Annotated in this window: 15 protein-coding genes and 2 pseudogenes; 10 read left to right on the plus strand and 7 right to left on the minus strand. The window is 44.7% G+C overall.

Annotated elements, in window-relative coordinates; genetic code table 11:
* Positions 1 to 168: 168 nt before the first annotated feature.
* On the plus strand, positions 169 to 6,096 hold the full coding sequence (locus tag DESMER_RS24325) for an InlB B-repeat-containing protein (RefSeq protein WP_242831098.1): 5,928 nt from the start codon (positions 169 to 171) through the stop codon (positions 6,094 to 6,096).
* A gap of 390 nt (positions 6,097 to 6,486) precedes the next feature.
* On the opposite strand, the gene DESMER_RS22555 is transcribed toward DESMER_RS24325, so the two are convergent.
* The 4 genes from DESMER_RS22555 to DESMER_RS06530 all read right to left on the minus strand — a co-directional run bounded on the left by DESMER_RS22555 (position 6,487) and on the right by DESMER_RS06530 (position 9,558).
* A complete protein-coding gene (locus DESMER_RS22555; RefSeq protein WP_014902275.1) occupies positions 6,487 to 7,161 on the minus strand; it encodes an ABC-2 transporter permease in 675 nt (224 codons plus the stop codon).
* Positions 7,154 to 8,017 (minus strand): ABC transporter ATP-binding protein, encoded by an 864-nt coding sequence (locus DESMER_RS06520; RefSeq protein ID WP_014902276.1) that lies wholly within the window; start codon positions 8,015 to 8,017, stop codon positions 7,154 to 7,156. The genes DESMER_RS22555 and DESMER_RS06520 overlap by 8 nt, the downstream gene beginning before the upstream one ends.
* Positions 8,010 to 8,393, minus strand: coding sequence for a GntR family transcriptional regulator (locus tag DESMER_RS06525; RefSeq protein WP_014902277.1), 384 nt, complete (start codon positions 8,391 to 8,393; stop codon positions 8,010 to 8,012). Before DESMER_RS06525 ends, DESMER_RS06520 begins: the two co-directional genes overlap by 8 nt.
* 412 nt (positions 8,394 to 8,805) lie before the next feature.
* Positions 8,806 to 9,558: a methyltransferase domain-containing protein gene (locus DESMER_RS06530; RefSeq protein WP_042334331.1), complete on the minus strand. Its 753-nt coding sequence runs from the start codon at positions 9,556 to 9,558 to the stop codon at positions 8,806 to 8,808.
* A 215-nt stretch (positions 9,559 to 9,773) separates the two neighbouring features.
* Here DESMER_RS06530 and DESMER_RS06535 point away from each other — a divergent pair, with 215 nt between their 5' ends.
* The 7 genes and pseudogenes from DESMER_RS06535 to DESMER_RS06565 all read left to right on the plus strand — a co-directional run.
* On the plus strand, positions 9,774 to 9,998 hold the full coding sequence (locus DESMER_RS06535) for a hypothetical protein (protein ID WP_014902279.1): 225 nt from the start codon (positions 9,774 to 9,776) through the stop codon (positions 9,996 to 9,998).
* Positions 9,999 to 10,109: 111 nt separating this feature from the next.
* Entirely contained in the window at positions 10,110 to 10,376 is a 267-nt protein-coding gene (locus tag DESMER_RS06540) for a hypothetical protein (RefSeq protein ID WP_014902280.1), read from the plus strand.
* Between the two features lie 70 nt (positions 10,377 to 10,446).
* A complete protein-coding gene (gene alr, locus DESMER_RS06545; protein ID WP_014902281.1) occupies positions 10,447 to 11,637 on the plus strand; it encodes an alanine racemase in 1,191 nt (396 codons plus the stop codon).
* 140 nt (positions 11,638 to 11,777) lie between these two features.
* A pseudogene (locus DESMER_RS06550) lies at positions 11,778 to 12,455 on the plus strand (N-6 DNA methylase); the annotation flags it as partial.
* Between the two features lie 448 nt (positions 12,456 to 12,903).
* Complete coding sequence (locus DESMER_RS06555; protein WP_486598924.1) at positions 12,904 to 13,326, plus strand: PIN domain-containing protein; 423 nt, start codon at positions 12,904 to 12,906, stop codon at positions 13,324 to 13,326.
* 485 nt (positions 13,327 to 13,811) lie between these two features.
* On the plus strand, positions 13,812 to 15,275 hold the full coding sequence (locus tag DESMER_RS06560) for an Msr family ABC-F type ribosomal protection protein (protein ID WP_014902282.1): 1,464 nt from the start codon (positions 13,812 to 13,814) through the stop codon (positions 15,273 to 15,275).
* 46 nt (positions 15,276 to 15,321) lie between these two features.
* Positions 15,322 to 15,570: pseudogene (locus DESMER_RS06565) on the plus strand (acetyltransferase); the annotation flags it as partial.
* On the opposite strand, the gene DESMER_RS24330 reads toward DESMER_RS06565, so the two are convergent.
* The 3 genes from DESMER_RS24330 to DESMER_RS06575 form a co-directional block, all read right to left on the minus strand.
* Positions 15,554 to 15,973 (minus strand): hypothetical protein, encoded by a 420-nt coding sequence (locus DESMER_RS24330; RefSeq protein ID WP_042333461.1) that lies wholly within the window; start codon positions 15,971 to 15,973, stop codon positions 15,554 to 15,556. The pseudogene DESMER_RS06565 and the gene DESMER_RS24330 sit on opposite strands and share 17 nt — an antisense overlap.
* On the minus strand, positions 15,970 to 16,098 hold the full coding sequence (locus DESMER_RS24900; protein ID WP_427854270.1) for an AraC family transcriptional regulator N-terminal domain-containing protein: 129 nt from the start codon (positions 16,096 to 16,098) through the stop codon (positions 15,970 to 15,972). The genes DESMER_RS24330 and DESMER_RS24900 overlap by 4 nt, the downstream gene beginning before the upstream one ends.
* A gap of 237 nt (positions 16,099 to 16,335) precedes the next feature.
* The gene (locus tag DESMER_RS06575; protein WP_014902285.1) at positions 16,336 to 17,217 is read right to left on the minus strand and encodes an RpnC/YadD family protein; all 882 of its coding nucleotides are present in this window, start codon (positions 17,215 to 17,217) and stop codon (positions 16,336 to 16,338) included.
* Positions 17,218 to 17,468: 251 nt separating this feature from the next.
* Here DESMER_RS06575 and DESMER_RS06580 point away from each other — a divergent pair, with 251 nt between their 5' ends.
* Positions 17,469 to 17,777, plus strand: coding sequence for a PadR family transcriptional regulator (locus DESMER_RS06580; RefSeq protein ID WP_042333463.1), 309 nt, complete (start codon positions 17,469 to 17,471; stop codon positions 17,775 to 17,777).
* Between the two features lie 6 nt (positions 17,778 to 17,783).
* On the plus strand, positions 17,784 to 18,962 hold the full coding sequence (locus tag DESMER_RS06585) for a DUF2812 domain-containing protein (protein ID WP_014902287.1): 1,179 nt from the start codon (positions 17,784 to 17,786) through the stop codon (positions 18,960 to 18,962).
* Positions 18,963 to 18,988 lie beyond the last annotated feature (26 nt).

Genomic DNA, 18,988 nt, shown 5'->3' on the forward strand with positions numbered 1-18,988 from the left:
CTAAAGTGAGGGGGATTCTTTACGAGAGAACCACCGAAAATTCCCTCGGGGTGAGGTTATATTCTTTAAAATGGCTAATTTATTATTGTTCTTGGTTTATTAAGACAAAAGGTTTTAAGTTTGTAAAGTAATTGTCATACCCCTAAAGGAGGATATACCAGCGTGAGAATGTTCAAAAAATCAATAAGTCTCTTGATAGTATTAGTATTTGTATTTGCTCTGCTTCCTTTGGGCAGCAAACAAGCGTTAGCTGCAACGAAAGATTTCCGGACCATCGTTCCCGATCAGCAGTGGTTTTTCTTCCCCAACTCTGTAGCCGCGGACGACAGTGGGAATTTTTACGTTGCCGATACCAGCAGCCACCGGATTCTGAAATATGATCCTAGCGGCGTCCTTTTGGAAAACTGGGGACCGTATGGTACCGGTGCGGGCAAGTTTTATTCTCCGGCAGGTGTTGCGGTGGACGGTGCCGGTAACGTCTATGTAGCTGATACCAGTAACCATCGGATTCAAAAGCGCAATGCCGGCACCGGTGTATGGACAACCTGGGGGAGCAGCGGCAGCGGCAATAAGCAGTTCAGTTCTCCGTCAGGAGTTGCAGTGGATGCCGATGGCAATGTCTACGTGGCAGATACTTTCAACTCCCGGATACAAAAGTTTGACTCTAACGGCAACTACCTGACCCAATGGGGGAGCCTAGGTAGCGATGAGGGCCAGTTAAAGTATCCCTTTGATCTAGCCGTAAGCAGCAATGGCACAGTTTATGTGGCTGATCAGAATAACTCCCGGATCCAAATGTTCAGTACATCAGGCACGCCTCAGGGGATGTGGGGAGAAAAAGGCAGCGGTGAGGGTCAGTTTAACATTCCTGCCAGCATAGATATTGACAGCAATGGAGATGTCTATGTCCTTGATAGTGCTAATAGCAGAGTTCAAAAATTCCAACCTGACGGCAGTTTTCTGCAACAATGGGGAAGCGGGGGGCTCAGTGACGGTCAGTTTTTTTCTCCCCGAGGTATCGCGGTAAGCAGCAGTGGCAGCGTTTTTGTGGCTGATACTCAAAATAAAAGGATTCAAAAATTCACTTCTTCGGGCACTTTCCTGGCGAAATGGGGAAGCTACGGGAACAACGACGGTGAACTGTATGCGCCGGTTGGCTTAGCGGTGGATGGTGATGGGAAAATCTATGTTGGCGATTCAAATACCAGAATTTCGAAATTCAATTCTGCGGGTGCATTTGAGATGAAGTGGGGAAGTAGTGGTTACGGCGATGAACAATTTTCCAGCATAAGAAATGTGGCGGTTGATAGCAATGGTAACCTTTATATTTCGAATCTAGGTACGAATTCGATTAAAAAATATGATCCTACGGGCGGATATCTGGGAACGCCGATCAGAGGCGGTACGAATAACGTTGCCCAGCTTTGGAATCCAATGGGGATAGCCTTTGACCATAACGGCAATATGTATGTCTGCAGCAGCAGTAAGTATTTGGTTTTAAAATTTGATTCTAATTATAACTTGGTAAGGTCTTGGGGGAGCCAAGGCAGCGGTAATGGCCAATTTGACAATATGAACGGCATAGGGGTGGACAGCAGTGGAAATGTCTATGTCGCGGATACCAATAATTCCCGGATTCAAAAGTTTACCTCTGAAGGCGGCTATCTAACGCAGTGGGGAAGCGCCGGGAGCACCGACGGCAAGTTTTATAGTCCACGCGGTATAGCAGTGGACAGCCAGGACAATGTTTATGTCGGGGACGGCAACCGGGTTCAAAAGTTCAGTTCTGCAGGAGTCTTTCAGGCCACATGGGGGAGTAGTGGCAACGGTGATGGTCAGTTTTCCGGTATATATAGTTTAGCAGTGGACAGGAATGACAATATCTATGTTGCAGACTCACAAAACCACCGGATTCAAAGGCTGACGAATCTTTATACCGTAACCTTTGACAGCAACGAAGGCAGCCCGGTTGCAGCAATCAGCAATGTGACCGCCAATGCGACTGTCACCTTGCCGGAGGATCCTGAGAAGGAAGGATACACCTTTGCCGGCTGGTACACCGATAATGGAGACTTTGAGAATGAGTTTACAGGATCCACTCCGGTGACAGGGGACCTGACGGTCTACGCCAAGTGGACGGAGCTTTCGCCCAACACGTATACGGTGAGCTTTGACAGCAACGAGGGCAGCCCGGTTGCAGCAATCAGCAATGTGACCGCCAATGCGACTGTCACCTTGCCGGAGGATCCTGAGAAGGAAGGATACACCTTTGCCGGCTGGTACACCGATAATGGAGACTTTGAGAATGAGTTTACAGGATCCACTCCGGTGACAGGGGACCTGACGGTCTACGCCAAGTGGACGGAGCTTTCGCCCAACACGTATACGGTGAGCTTTGACAGCAACGAAGGCAGCCCAGTTGCAGCAATCAGCAATGTGACCGCCAATGCGACTGTAACCTTGCCGGAGGCTCCTGATAAGGAAGGGTACACCTTTGCCGGCTGGTACACCGATAATGAAACCTTTGAGAATGAGTTTACAGGATCCACTCCGGTGACAGGGGACCTGACGGTCTACGCCAAGTGGACGGAGCTTCCGCCCAACACCTATAGGGTAACCTTTGACAGCAACGAGGGCAGCCCGGTTGCAGCAATCAGCAATGTGACCGCCAATACCACAGTAACCTTGCCAGAGGCTCCTGATAAGGAAGGGTACACCTTTGCCGGCTGGTACACCGATAATGGAACCTTTGAGAATGAGTTTACAGGATCCACTCCGGTGACAGGGGACCTGACGGTCTACGCCAAGTGGACGCTGCTCCAGCCCAACACCTATAGGGTAACCTTTGACAGCAACGAAGGCAGCCCGGTTGCAGCAATCAGCAATGTGACCGCCAATGCGACTGTCACCTTGCCGGAGGATCCTGAGAAGGAAGGGTACACCTTTGCCGGCTGGTACACCGATAATGGAGACTTTGAGAATGAGTTTACAGGATCCACTCCGGTGACAGGGGACCTGACGGTCTACGCCAAGTGGACGGAGCTTTCGCCCAACACGTATACGGTGAGCTTTGACAGCAACGAAGGCAGCCCGGTTGCAGCAATCAGCAATGTGACCGCCAATGCGACTGTCACCTTGCCGGAGGCTCCTGAGAAGGAAGGATACACCTTTGCCGGCTGGTACACCGATAATGGAGACTTTGAGAATGAGTTTACAGGATCCACTCCAGTGACAGGGGACCTGACGGTCTACGCCAAGTGGACGGAGCTTCCGCCCAACACCTATAGGGTAACCTTTGACAGCAACGAGGGCAGCCCGGTTGCAGCAATCAGCAATGTGACCGCCAATACCACAGTAACCTTGCCAGAGGCTCCTGATAAGGAAGGGTACACCTTTGCCGGCTGGTACACCGATAATGGAACCTTTGAGAATGAGTTTACAGGATCCACTCCGGTGACAGGGGACCTGACCGTCTATGCCAAGTGGACGGAGCTTCCGCCCAACACCTATAGGGTAACCTTTGACAGCAACGAGGGCAGCCCGGTTGCAGCAATCAGCAATGTGACCGCCAATACCACAGTAACCTTGCCAGAGGCTCCTGATAAGGAAGGGTACACCTTTGCCGGCTGGTACACCGATAATGGAACCTTTGAGAATGAGTTTACAGGATCCACTCCGGTGACAGGGGACCTGACGGTCTACGCCAAGTGGACGCTGCTCCAGCCCAACACCTATAGGGTAACCTTTGATAGCAACGAAGGCAGCCCAGTTGCAGCAATCAGCAATGTGACCGCCAATGCGACTGTAACCTTGCCGGAGGCTCCTGATAAGGAAGGGTACACCTTTGCCGGCTGGTACACCGATAATGAAACCTTTGAGAATGAGTTTACAGGATCCACTCCAGTGACAGGGGACCTGACGGTCTACGCCAAGTGGACGGAGCTTCCGCCCAACACCTATAGGGTAACCTTTGACAGCAACGAGGGCAGCCCGGTTGCAGCAATCAGCAATGTGACCGCCAATGCGACTGTCACCTTGCCGGAGGCTCCTGAGAAGGAAGGATACACCTTTGCCGGCTGGTACACCGATAATGGAGACTTTGAGAATGAGTTTACAGGATCCACTCCGGTGACAGGGGACCTGACCGTCTACGCCAAGTGGACGGAGCTTTCGCCCAACACGTATACGGTGAGCTTTGACAGCAACGAAGGCAGCCCGGTTGCAGCAATCAGCAATGTGACCGCCAATGCGACTGTCACCTTGCCGGAGGATCCTGAGAAGGAAGGATACACCTTTGCCGGCTGGTACACCGATAATGGAGACTTTGAGAATGAGTTTACAGGATCCACTCCAGTGACAGGGAACGTGACGGTCTATGCCAAGTGGACACGGAATTCACCGGGCGGTAATAATGGCAGCGGTGGCGGCTCCAATTCTTCAAAGCCACCCACTACACCATCTGCCACCGTTACCGGTGACGTTAAAAATGGAACCACCGGCAGCACCGTAGCCAATATAACCGCTGCCGTTACCAAGGACAGCAAAAACCGTCTGACTCTCACCATGCCGGCAGGCCAGCTCGTCGTTGCCAAACAGCCCGACGGCAAAGTGACTCCCTTAATAGATGATGTGTCTAAGGTTTCGATTACCGGCGAAGATGGGACTGCCTTCACTGTCTCGGCTAAGGGTACCCTTCAGGTCTCCGGCCTGGCACAGGGCACAGACCACACCTATACGATCAGTTATGATTTTGGGAAGGGCCAGAAAATTAACCTGGGCACTCTGGCCGTCAAAATTGACAAAAAGGGCAATGTGACGAAGTTGAATGTCACCTTAATCGACCCTTATGGAATTTTGACCGACGGTACCACGGGAAAAGTGATTGCCGGGGCCCAGGTGACCCTTTACTATGCGGATACCGCCAGAAATAAAGCTGCAGGCAAAACCCCGGGAGCCCTGGTGGAGCTTCCTGTTCTGAAAGATTTTGAGCCCAACAACAATAAAAATCCTCAGATCAGTGATGAGAACGGAGCCTATGGGTTCATGGTCTACCCCACCACGGATTACTACCTGGTGGCCGGCAAAGAGGGGTATGAAGAGTATAAGAGTCCCACCATCAGCGTAGAACAAGACCTCGTCAAATGGGATATTCAAATGATGAAAGCCAGCACAGGAGTCAACCGGTTAGCCGGCTTAAATCAGGTGGATACGGCCTTGGCAATTGCCCAAGCAACCTTCCCCGGGAAATTAAACAGGGTTGTCTTAGCCACTGGGGATAATTATCCGGATGCCTTAGCAGGAAGCGTTCTGGCTTACCAATTGAATGCGCCCATACTCTTAGTGGGAAGTCAAGAAGCTGACCAAGAGAAGGTCATGGAGTACCTTAATAACAGCTTAAATCAAACAGGAGAAGTCTATATCCTGGGAGGCACAGCAGTGGTCAGCGGGGATATGGAAGCCAAAATCCAGGCCAGGGGTTTCAGCCGTATCACCCGGCTCGCCGGAATAGACCGCTATGAAACGGCGCTTAAAATCGCGGAGCACCTGGGAGTCAAGACGGGAACCCCGGTTATCTTGGCCTATGGAGAAAGTTATCCGGATGCCCTGTCGGTGAGCAGTATCGCGGCAAGAATGGAGAGTCCGATTTTCCTGGTGCCCCAGGATGGGCTCAGCAGCGACCTTAAGGAAGCCATCGCCAGAATTATGCCCTCCAAAGTCTATATTATCGGCGGCACAGCAGTGGTCAGCTCGGCGGTGGAAGCTCAGACAGCACAGCTTACTTCATTAGATAAAACAAAGATCGTGAGAATCGGAGGACAAGATGCCTATGAAACTTCTCTGGCCGTAGCAAACTACTTCAATGAATCGGGAAGCAGCCTTTGCCTAGCCACGGGCGACAACTTCCCCGATGCCTTAACGGGAAGTGTCTATGCAGCTAAGCACAATGCTCCCATCCTACTGGTGGGCAGCAGCTTGTCAAACAGTTTTATCGAGTATATCAAGACCCGGAAGTTGAGGGGAATGACCTTATTCGGCGGTACGGCCGTGGTTAATACAGGCATTGAGGAACAGCTCAGGTCTTTGCTTGAGAAATAGGTTCTTAGCGAATTACTGATTTAGTTGGATTAAAGACAGAAGGGGCTGTTGCAATAAGACAGCTTAACAAGAAGAAAAGACAGCTTCTGGCTTCAGCCTAACGGGTTCCGTTTTGAGGTGCACAGTCCCAAAATGTCATGTGTTTTGACGACCCAATTGACAAAGCAATTAAACAAATTTATTGCAAAAATAAGGATTGGCATTGAATTTGCCAATCCTTATTATTTTAGTTCCTCAGTAAGCGCCACTCAACCATACACTTTTAGATTATTGATTTTCTTGTACTTTTCAAAGGTCTCAGTGAAGCTTAAGTTATCCTCCTCATCATGAGGGCGCACGAGCGGTAATGTTCCCTCCGTACGTGTCTTGAATTCTGATTGCGTAGGAGACTCAAAATTCCCGCTTATCATAATACGCGAGTGATGTCTGATACGATATGACCATTAGCCCGAGCCATAAAATTGCGCCAAACAAAACCGCTATTAGCGGGTTTGCCGCGAACCATTCAAAAAAATCGGCTACCTGTTCTATTGAGAAGGTGTCTTTTAGGAATTTAGTTAATACCAAAATCACCAAGGGAAACCCGACAAACGGTAAATAGGAAAAAAACTTTGCTTTCGTGTATCCGAGCTTGAAAAAGATCGGAAGCTGAATAGCCTGTAAGACGCTGTATACCAAAAACATAACAAGCGTGATTAGCAAAGATTCCCAAGCATTGAAGCCTTCTTGCAGTACAGTGAATAATGCAAAGGATAAGATATAGGCGAATAATCCAGAGCATATATCAACGACTAAAGCAAATAAATATCTGCCTAAAACTACCGTGCTTCGCTTGATGGAAAGCGTGGTATATAATGCGTCGATACCATTTTTCTCGCCCACAGCAAACGGATAGGTAACGTACAGAGATGAATACACCATAAGTATACCGATGGCCGCCGCGCTCACGCCTGAATTGATAATCATAATGAGAGCAACAACGATAAAAATAATAAGGTTTTTCAAGGTTAGGTAAGGTTTAACTGTAATAAAGTCCAGCCGGATAAAAGACAGAGCTTTATTCATGTAATTTCGCCCCCTTGCTCATGTAAATAATAATGTCATCAAGCGTGACCGGCTCAATAAGCAAGTCTTTAGGAAGCCTGCCGATACTTTCAGACTCCGCTATCCCCTCAAAGCCGGTGCCATGTTCACGCAGACCGATAATCAGCTTTCTCTGTTCGGGATTTATTTCCCGCAGGCCTCCTTTTACCAACACATATTTTTCAAGCAGATTTTCTTTCAAGCCGCTGAAAACAATGCGCCCGTTCAATATAAAAGTGATATAATCCGCGATTTTTTCAAGGTCAGCCGTTATATGAGTGGAAAACAAAATGCTTTTGTTTTGATCGATGACAAAATCAGCGAGCATATCGCAAAGCTCGTCACGCGCTACAGGGTCAAGCCCGCTCGTTGGTTCGTCAAGTATAAGCAGTTTCGCCTCATGTGATAGGGCGACGGCTATCATTAGCTTGACTTTCAAGCCGCGGGACAGCTCTTTTACCTTTTTCTTTTTCTCAATCTCAAATCTCTTTAACAGCTCGGCGTATTTTTTACTGTCCCAGTGCCGGTAAAAGGGCGATACCGCCGTTTCCACGTCGGACATCGTCCAATCCTCCACATAAAGCGGCGAATCCATAACTACCCCTATCTGCTCGTTTATCAGAGCCGCTTTGTCCTTGCTGTCCATTTCGAACAGCCTTACCTCGCCCGACTGATAGTGTATCATATTGAGAATGGATTTTATCGTCGTGGTTTTGCCTGCACCATTCGGACCGATAAATCCCATGATGTAGCCTTTGGGAATCTTAAACGACACGTCTTTAAGCGAAAAGGTATCATAGCTTTTGTTAAGGCCGCAGACTTCTAAAACATTATTCATAATTATCCTCCTTGTATAGCACGTTCAGCATTTCGGCAACTTCATCTTTTGCGATCCCGCCAGCTTTTGCGGCGGCAATAGCGTCGGTCAGACCAAGCTCAACCTTGCGAAGCGCATTTTCCCGCGCCATTTCTTTATTTTGAGGCAGTACATAACAACCCTTGCCCTGCACGCTGACGATAAAGCCTTCTTCTTCCAAGTCATTGTACGCCCGTGTCGTTGTAATAACGCTGATTTTCAAATCTTTCGCAAGCTGCCGGATAGATGGAAGCAAATCATCTTCCTGAAGCTCGCCGGAGAAAATCGCCTCTTTAATCTGTGCTTTTATTTGTTCGTATATCGGAACCCCCGAACGATTCGATACTATGATTTTCAAATAACCACCACCAATCATATACACATATATACAGTATAATCACTAATTTCAGTTATGTCTAGAGGTTTTAAAGCAAATCATACCTCTTTAACAGTGCCAATTTGGAGGGGACGAGGGCTTAAAACCTTGATATATAAGGAAAATGGCGTGCAAAAATTGTTGTCAATTTGCACGCCATTTTATGCCATTTTGCCTTTGGCACCTCAAAACTAAACTTGTTAGCTATCAGCCAGTTGCTGTCTTTTCTTCTTTTCTATTGCCGAAGTTCCTTGCCCGTTTGACGGGAATTAAGCTAGCTTATTGAAAGACAGAAAAAACCAAACCTCAAACCTCCCTTTCTCCATGAAAGCCGCCGCTGTCTCTGCGGATGGTATGTTATAGAGTCTGTTATCAATGCCGCCATCATGATAGCTCAAGCCTGCATTGTTCCCCAGATACCAAAGGTCATATCCCTCACAAAAACTGCATCTGCATTTTGCCGTTCACTGTTCAGTCTTTCTTCCAATAAATCAATATCGATTTCTTTCTGAGTAGCAGTACCCGATTGGATGATCCGGGGCAGCATCATCTTTACCACCCACGCAAGATCGCTGCCTGTTTCAGGTGTTTGTAAAACGGCTTCCGCCCTTACCTGGGCAATCGTTAATCCAGCCTGCTTAAATACGCAATATAGATTTGAGCCAATATGAACATTACCGCCTTCTTTTGCCACGGTATCCCAAATCCAGGCTTGAGCTTGGGTATGTAGCGGTAAATCCATATTCTTAAATGATCCCATTGAATCGCTCTCCTGAAAAACAACCAACCCATTTGTTTTCAGGTAGGGTAGAAGACTCTTAACACTGTGAGTTGCATCTGGTTGATACATCAGAACTCTGCGTCCAATAATCGCATCAAACCTTCCAATGTCTTGCGGCAATCCGCCAATTTCGGCCTTAACAAATTTTGCATTAATGATGCGCCTTTCGGCAGCGGCATTTCGAGCTATGTCAAGTGCTGCCTCGTTTGTATCAAAGCCAATTACTTCACCGTCAGCGCCCACAATTTCTGCTGCCAATAAAGTTACATCTCCGGAACCGCAGCCTACATCCAGTATCCGGAACCCTTTTTTAATACCAGCATCCATTAAAAGCCGATAAGTAAAATCTTCGCGCTGATTTATCATAATTGCCTTCAATCCCTTCGCATTCATTATGCTCTCGTTTATAATAATAAGAAATATCGCTTAAATATTCAAATGCCCATTTGAGACGGCATTCATTGCAGCAGAGCAGGACGTATTGACTACAGATAAAGCAATCCATGTTCGGCTCTATTATGTTCTTGTCCTAAATTACACTAGGGTACCGTGACTAATCTAATTAAGAGAGGAGAATCTTCATGTTGTTAGTTACAGCAATTTTGTTTCTTACAATCGGTTTATGGTGTGTACTAAAACCAGAAATTGTTGGAATGTTTGATGGGTTTAAAATCAAACCCTCAACTAATCAGTATTATCATAATTACATTAAACGTTATGGTCTGGCCTTATTTATAGTAGGAATTGGCATGTTAGTGTATGGTTTGTTACCGATTATTTGGGCAGTTCAAATTGGTCACTGGTGACCAATTTAGAAAGGGTTCCAGAACACCTAGGTCTGCAGTAATCATATGCCTGATTTTGGTGTTTTTGAGGTTTGGATATGTTTCGAACTTAACATAACGAGGGGGAAAAATATGACCCGAAAAAGAAAATATATCATAGGGATATTATTAATTATTTGGTTTGCTTTTTTACTTACAGACTTCTATTTAGCAAAAGCAAGTAAATCTCCTGTTTTCGCAATCCCGATAGTGGTGTACAAAGATGGCGGTTCAACAGAATACTATGGATTGGGGTACAAGATTATAAAATATGTCAATCTAACTGTGGAGAGGGGCACAGAGGTAACGAAAATGGATTTTGGAACTTGGTTTATGAGATTTTCACCTGTTATTAACTGAAACTGTTTGGGTGTTTAAACGATTTGCTGGAAGAATTGCTGTAACCAAAAAGAGAAGAGAGAGATGAAAAATGACTGATTCCTTTAGAGCTATTCCGGATCAAGCATTTGGTATCAAACCAATTGTACGCATCAGAGACATTGATGCCGTAGTCGACAATTACCTGTTATTTAAGAATAAGGCGGAGAAAACCAATTCTATTTGTGCCGCCGTCTTAAAAGCAGAAGTTCATGGACTGCAAATGATTGATGTGGCTCCGGCTTTATACAATGTCGGCGCGAGGTATTTCTTTGTTGCCGAACTCTATGAGGCGATAAGCTTAAGAGAAATCTTGCCTCAAAAGGATGCCCAAATATATACTCTGGCCGGAATTCTTAGCAATGAAGAACAATACTTCAAAGAATATAACATTATTCCTTGTGTGAATTGTTTAGAGCAACTGTCCAGATGGAATAAATTTTGCCGGGACAATGGGAAAGGCTCAGTAATCATCCATCTTGATACTCATATGAACCGCCTTGGCTTACTTGATGATGAGATCGAAATTTTAAGCAATAATTATCACGAATATCTTTCCGATCTCGAAGTACATTTTTACATGAGTCACTTTTATGATATCAAAGGAAATGATTTCACTAATTGCCATAAGCAAATTGAGATCCTGAAAAACTATCTGGCCAAACTTCCCAAAGCGCCAATTACCTTTGCCTGCACTGATAGCGTTATATTGTTGGACAATCAACAAGTAAACTTTGATATGATCCGACCAGGGATTGGATTGGTGGGGGGAGCGCCCAATGCGGCTCATCCTATCTCACCTGAAGCAAAGCACACTATAGAAATTTACGCCAAAATATCACAGATCAAGAAGATTCCGAAAGGACAAACCGTGGGATATGGAGGGGCATTTGTAACTAAAAGAGATACGAAGATGGCTCTGGTTCATATTGGGTATAAGGACGGTTACTTAAGAACGTTAAGTGAGCTTGATAGCGATCCCAAAGGGGTGTACATGTGCATCGATGGTTACAGGACTCCCGTGATGGGAAAAATATCCCTGGATGCCTCAACCATTGATGTAACCGATGTCCCAGCGGATGTTTTAGCAAATGCCAAGTATGCGGAAGTTGTGGGGCCTAATGTAGACCTGAAGGTTCTGGCTGATAAATCTGGGTGTTACGAAATTCTTGTAGCTTTGGGCAGAGAAAATAAAAAAGTAAATGATTATACGGTAAAAGAGTTTAAGCGGATTTTTGGCTGAAATTTTCTGGATTATGCCCTTTAGATCAAATTGTAGCCAAAATATGAACTGAGATTGTTTCTTTCAAAATGCAAATTATTCGTTATAAAAAATACGTCGTAATATAATACTGGCTGCAAAAGCAAAAAGTTGGTTGATCTGACCACCCGCGCTCTTTTGATGCCGTGGTTGCCAATCCTCCTTATTCTGCTCATTGGGACAATAGCGAAACGAAATTAAAAGATCCGCGTTTTCGGGACTATGGTAAACTCGCTCCGAAAACTAAGGCGGATTATGCCTTCATTTTACACAGTTTATATCACCTGAATGAGAGGGGAATAATGGCCATTGTCTTGCCTCACGGTGTCTTGTTCCGTGGTGCGGCGGAAGGTGCCATTCGTCAAACCATCATTGAAAAAAACTACCTGGATACAGTGATTGGGTTGCCTGCCAACTTGTTTTACGGTGTAGGAATTCCAACCACGATTTTAGTATTCAAGAAAAATCGTAAAACAAAAGATATCTTCTTTATCGATGCCAGCAACGAATTTGAAAAAGGTAAGAATCAAAATAAACTTACTCATGAAAACATCAATAAGATTATTGCAACTTACAAAAATCGTGGGGATGTTGATAAATACGCGCATGTGGCATCACTTGAAGAAATCAAAGAAAACGAGTTTAACTTAAATATTCCTCGTTATGTGGATACCTCAGAAGAAGAACAAGTCATTGATCTTGATGAGGTGAATAAGCAGCTAGAGCAAGATAAACAAGAAATCGCCGAGCTTGAAGCAAAGATCAATGAACAGTTGAAATTTTTGGGAATTAATGTGTAGGAATTTGCTTGGAAGGTTCAAGGATATGGTTTCTTAACTCTTTTCCATTGATGTTGCGTAGGGAAATTCTCTTCAACCAAGGAACGGGTAGGGCCTCGCGACAAATCATCAGAGCGAGAAGTTCATAAGGCGAAGGTGGCGCGTTTCGTCCTGATCTTCAGAAAATGACGTTTCATTGCTATGAAAATAGGAATATCGTTTGGGTGAAAACCTTACAGGAAAGGACCACGGTATAACCATCTTCGCTTGGGTAAAAGCAAGCGGGGTAAATTAATTTCACCTTAAAATCATCTTTCATATATTATTATTTCTATACTAAGCTCCTTTCTGTCTTTCCCTACCGAAACGTCAATGAATTAGTAGAGGATATGGATAATGCATAATCGGATTGTTGTTGTAAATTCTACACCGATTATTGCCTTGTCAGTAATTAATCAATTACTTCTATATTAAAAACCTTTATGGTGAGATAATTATTCCAAAAGCTGTACAAGATGAGGTAATGGCTAAAGAGGATTCTATCACACGGCTTGCGCTTGAAGAAGCAGAAGCTTGGATAATAACAAAAACGGTTACAAACATTGCGGCAAAGAAATTCTTCAAGGTACAGCTACATGAAGGTGAGGTTGAAGTGATGCTGCTTGGGAAGGAATTAGAGGCCGATTTACTTGTGATAGATGATTATATAGCACGGGAATACGCCAAATACCTCGACTTTAAGATAACCGGGACATTGGGTGTCATTTTAAGAGCTAAAGAGAACGGAATTATTAAAAAGGTTAAGCCATTAGTGTTAGATTTAATAGACCATGGAATTTATATAAGTGACAAACTGTATATAGATATCCTAAAAATGGCTGAGGAAAATTAGAAACTGTCATCCACACCTGAAATTGCAAAAATGGCATGTGGAAGCCATAGCTTTGTTTTGGAAATTGACAGTAACGGATTATTCATGATAACATGACTTGAACTTAGTTACTTAATTATAAGGAGGACATTTTATCTATGCATTCGATTCGTTTAAGATAAGCTGGCAATAAAGAAGCGGTAAGATCATCCATGGTGGGCTTTTTTGTTGTGCTTATTTTGCGAATTGAGACATAGATGGGGAGAAGTGTAACCATTTGAGGTTATACCTTTTGGCCAATGTCTCTTTGTCGTGATAGGCAGACTAAAGCCCGCACTGCGGATTTTAGTCTGTTTTTTTATTGCCCTATATGGAATTGCCGTATTTTTATAAGATGGAGGAACATTTATGGATTACATTTTCATCTAGTCCTTCCTGCTCAAATCGCAGGCTTTTCCTGCGAACAGGTAAACGAAAAGATGCGATTTTCGACAGGAGGAAAGATCATGGAATTAATAGTAAAAGCAAAAGACATTCGTTTGGAATATACAGGCCGTGATGTTTTGGATATCGATGAATTGGAATTATACGAATACGACCGCATTGGTTTGGTGGGAGCAAATGGCGCAGGCAAGAGCTCCTTACTCAAGGTGCTCTTAGGGGAATTAACCCTGCCAGGCTGTAAAATCAATCGTCTGGGCAGGCTGGCCTATATCCCTCAGTTAGAGGAAGCCATTTTAGAAGAGGTCAAAGATTTTGCCCTCATAGGTAAACTGGGTGCTAGTCAGATAGCAGTACAGACCATGAGCGGCGGTGAAGAAACAAGGCTTAAAATAGCCCAGGCTCTTTCGGAACAGGTGCATGGCATCTTGGCAGATGAACCAACCAGTCATTTGGACCGTGAAGGAATGGATTTTTTAATCGGACAGCTGAAATATTTCTCCGGTGCTCTACTCATCATCAGCCATGACCGCTATTTCCTTGATGAGGTGGTTGATAAAATATGGGAACTGAAAGAGGGAAAAATTACGGAGTACTGGGGTAACTATTCTGATTATCTTCGCCACAAAGGGGAAGAACGCCAAAGCCAGGCTGCAAGATACGAACAATTGGTTGCCGAACGGGGTAGATTAGAACGAGCTGCTGAAGAAAAGCGCAAGCAGGCACGTAAACTAGATCAAAAAGCTAAAGGCGCGGCAAAGAAGAATAGTTCCGAAAGCGGCGGACGCCTTGGGCATCAGAAAACCATGGGCAGCAAGCAAAAAACACTGTTTAATGCTGCTAAGGCCATGGAACACAGGCTTGCAGCTTTAGGGGAGGCGGAAGCTCCGGAGAGCATCCGCACCATGCGTTTTCGACAGAGTAAAACTCTTGAACTTCATAACCCCTATCCGATTATGGGTACGGAAATCAAGAAAAGCTTTGGAGATAAGGTAATATTGGAAAAGACAGCTTTCAGCATCCCCCTGGGGGCGAAAGCAGCACTGACAGGGGGTAATGGTGCAGGGAAGACAACTTTAATCCAAATGATCTTAAACCGTGAAGAGGGTATCTCAATTTCGCCTAAAGCTGAAATAGGTTACTTTGCCCAAACCGGTTACAAGTACAACCGCAATCAGGAAGTCATGGAATTTATGCAGGAGGATTGTGATTACAATATCTCAGAAATCCGTTCCGTTCTGGCCTCCCTGGGCTTTATCCAACATGATCTTGGCAAAAGGTTAGCTGTTTTAAGCGGCGGCGAAATGATCAAATTGCAGCTGGCTAAAATGCTCATGGGCAGGTATAATATCCTGTTAATGGACGAACCCAGCAACTTTCTTGATCTGCCGGGCATAGAGGCTTTGGAGGTACTGATGAAGGGATATGCGGGAACTATTGTGTTTATCACCCATGACCAACGGCTGCTTGATAATGTGGCGGACATGATTTATGAAATCAAGGATAATAGATTGAACTTAATCCGCTAAACTGATTTATCTAAGTTTATGGGATTTGAAAAAGGAGGAAGATTCTATGGCCGGGCCGGATAAGAAACAACTTTATCCCAATGAAGCGATCAAGACGGTTTGCTATATAAGTAATCTGCCTAAAAGACCTAATGTCGAGATTGGAGACTATACCTATTATAGCGATAATAAAAAATCTCCGGAGAAGTTTTATGATAATATCGAACACCACTACGAATTCCTGGGGGATAAGCTGATCATAGGCAAGTTCTGTGCCATTGCCGAGGGTGTCAAGTTTATCATGAATGGAGCAAACACTTAACTAAAAAGCAACTTAAATAAATCTGCCTCTGGTAAAATGGCAGTAACAATGAGACTGCCGGCAGCGCCATAGTTGCCGGCAGTCGGTTTTTCTGCTGAAAAGCTATAAGCCTCTGAAATAGAGCTGTCCAATGGTAATAACAATTGTCCCCTTTGCTATTACCCGTATCCTGTATCTTTTCACTCTTTGGATAATTTACGCAGCTTAGGGATATCCCTTCCGGTTGAGGCTCCGAAAAAGCTGCTGTAATCACGGTAAACTGAGAATCACTGATATACCCTACCATTCTGCAGGCGGTTGCTGTATCCATTTGACGGGATGGCATCAGGCGTCTTGCCAGTGCATTAATCATACCGGCATCGGCATTCACTGCATAACCGGCACTCCATTGCTTCACGGGAGGGAGTCCCTGAAGATAGACCTTAAAATCAGCTCAGCAATCCTTTGCGGATCTAGGTCCAGCCGGACAGTTAAGAGCGGTTCGGTCTCGCTTGCCTCGATTACCTTCAGGGCAACGGGCAAAGCAACGGCTTTAAGGATACTAATATTATCTCACGGAGTTTACTATTAAAGGTCTGACCGGCGCTGTAAAACAAGACGAGGATTAAATCATGAGAGAGAATAAAACTATGAAGGAGGCATTATTGCACAGTCTTAAAGGAATCACCGGCAGCTTTAATGAGGAGATTAAAAATTCGGCGGTTTTGAGGCTGACTAATTTAGATTAGTCCAGCTCAAAACCGCCGAATTTTTAAAAAGTTAACATATTCCGCTTGCTAATTCCCGTTTGATCTCTAAAATCTTTTCCAATGATAAGCCGGTAATATCAGCAACATCTTCCGGAGTGATTCCCTTCAGCAAGGCATTGCGGACCGTCTCAAGTTTGCCTTTCATTTCTCCCTCTTTTAAACCCTCTTTTAAGCCTTCTTTTAGGCCTTCTTCCCGGCCTTCTTCTCTTAGCCACTGTTCAATCTGGGTCATGCGTAACACCTCCAGTAATCTTTTCTTGTACTCTTCGGGAAGGAATCTGTCTGTAATTGCCACAATAGCTCCAATAGCGAAGTTTGTGTAGTTACCCGCTGCTGCCTTAGCAAGTTCTGCAGCCTGTATAGCCATCTCGGCTTCCGTTTGCCGGATCTTCATTAAAGGCAGAAAGATTAGTTTTAACAAGTCTGCTTCCTGCAGCGGTTCGAATCGCTCAACTTTTGTCTTGATCCTCTGATATTCCTTGTCTCCATCCATACCTTTAAAATAGACATTGGTAACTCGATAGGTTAAGGATCCCTTCTGCAATACAGCGGGAGCATTTTCAATCCGTCCTGAATATATGATGGCCGTGTTTACCTCACGGTTATGTCTTTCAACTATTCTAGCCCCATAGTAGGCTACCCGGCGCAGGATATCTTCCGGAACCGTAGTCTGAAACTCCAAGTGCAACAGAGTCTCATCTGCCAACAGGAAAACAAAGTCAAGTCTCTTTTCCCGCGCTTCTACTATCGGCAGTACCGTGGGCATGATATCTAGAATTTTTGCCGTCTTCAGGCCAAACGCTTCCAAGGTCTGCTCCTTGAAGATTTCTGCGGTAGCTTTCAAGATGATGTCTTTATTATGTCGGCTAATCTGTGTTTCCAGAGTTATCACCTGCCTTCCTGTAAATATTATACTATAAGAAAAGCGGGGAAACTAACCTTTTCTTCGTTTTATGCAATTGCCTTTATTATGAACAATTCCGGTATTGGCACTTCCGGCCCTGCATGGAAAGTACTTGATCCTTGCCCTCATAGACCAGAAGGGCCGGCTTGTATACTTAGCTGATTGACAAAGAAAAGTTTCTTGGATAATATTATGTTATGCGATATATCGCGATGCATGATATTAAGGAGAGGGATAATGTGTCCTATTCAGGGGGTCCGATGACGGAGGCAATGTATTATATACTCTTAGCCTTAATGAATCCTAATCATGGCTATCAGCTAATGGCAGCCATTGAACAAGTATCCAATGGGCGGATAAAAATGGGGCCGGGAACGTTGTATGGCGTTCTCACAAGACTGCAGAAAGATAATCTCATTGAAATCTTAAGTGATGACGGCAGAAGGAAGACCTACGCTATTAAGGAAGAAGGCCGGGCTGCCCTCAAAGCAGACTATGAAAGGTTAAAAGACATGATTCGGGATGGAAGGCTATTGGAAGAGGGGTGATTAGAGATGGGCAAGATTGTAAAAAGACTGATGCTTGACGATATCTATGCTATCGGCCGGAATGAAAGCTGGTTTTCCGGTATGGCAAGTCAAGGCCTGCATTTAAAGAAATTTGGGCGTCTGTTTGTTGACTTCGAAAAAGGAGAAGCAAAGGAAACCAACTATCGAATCGATTATCTTAAGGAAGCCCCTGCCCAGGAACAACTTGATGTTTATCATGACTGCGGTTGGAATTTTATTGCTAATAACGGTTACTTCTATGTCTTTTTTGCCGATGAGAAAGCATACACCACTGAACTGCATACTGACCCGGTTGAGCAAGGTTTTACCCTGTCGGAATTAAACCAACGGATTAAGAATAATTTAATCATTCTATCCATTGCTATGTTGCTTTTTTTAGGAATGATGATCAGCATCTATTCATTCAATGATGAGCCCTTTTTATTGATGATGGAAGGTCAATTTGTCCAGCAGATATTTCTTGTGCTTGTTGAACTGTACCTTTTTTATTCGATAATACGCAACTATAGAGTAGTTCGCAATCTCAAACAATCGCTGCTTCGGGGTACGGAAATTGATCATAATCAGGATTATAGAAAAGCCAGATTGTGGGGAGGTATATTGGCAGGCATATTTTTACCCATGGCCTTATTTACAATAATCATACCAGTTGTTGAGATTGCTCAAACCAAAGACTATACGCTTCCGGAAGGCAATACGAATCTGCCGATTATCAGGCTGGCGGAAATAGAGAAAAGCCCTGGTTTTCGCCGCGAAACAGATTTTAGCGGTAATAATCTGGACCGGGCAAATCGGGTTAGCTGCGATTGGAGTCTGCTGGCGCCTGTTCAATATGAAATCGATGAACATGGAGTTGTCAACGGCGAAGTGTGGGAAGATAACGGCGGCGTATATTCTCCGAGTATAACCACCCGATACTATAAATTGACCTTTGGCAGCATGGCAGAAAACCTTACTCTTAATCTTATTAATCGCTATGTTTGGCGTGATAACGCCGAAGTTAAGGAGGTTAATCAGCGGTCCTTTGATAAACTGTATATGGTAGAGGATGGTAGCCGCAAACAGATCTTTGCCTATTGGGATAATCAAGTAATCCATGTTACCTATTACGGAAAAGAGCGCATAGAGGATATTATACCGCCGCTTGCGCAAAAGATAAGCTGAAGAGAGTGAATCAAGGTGGAGGTGAT

This window comes from Desulfosporosinus meridiei DSM 13257, assembly GCF_000231385.2.
GTDB classification, from domain to species: Bacteria; Bacillota; Desulfitobacteriia; order Desulfitobacteriales; family Desulfitobacteriaceae; genus Desulfosporosinus; species Desulfosporosinus meridiei.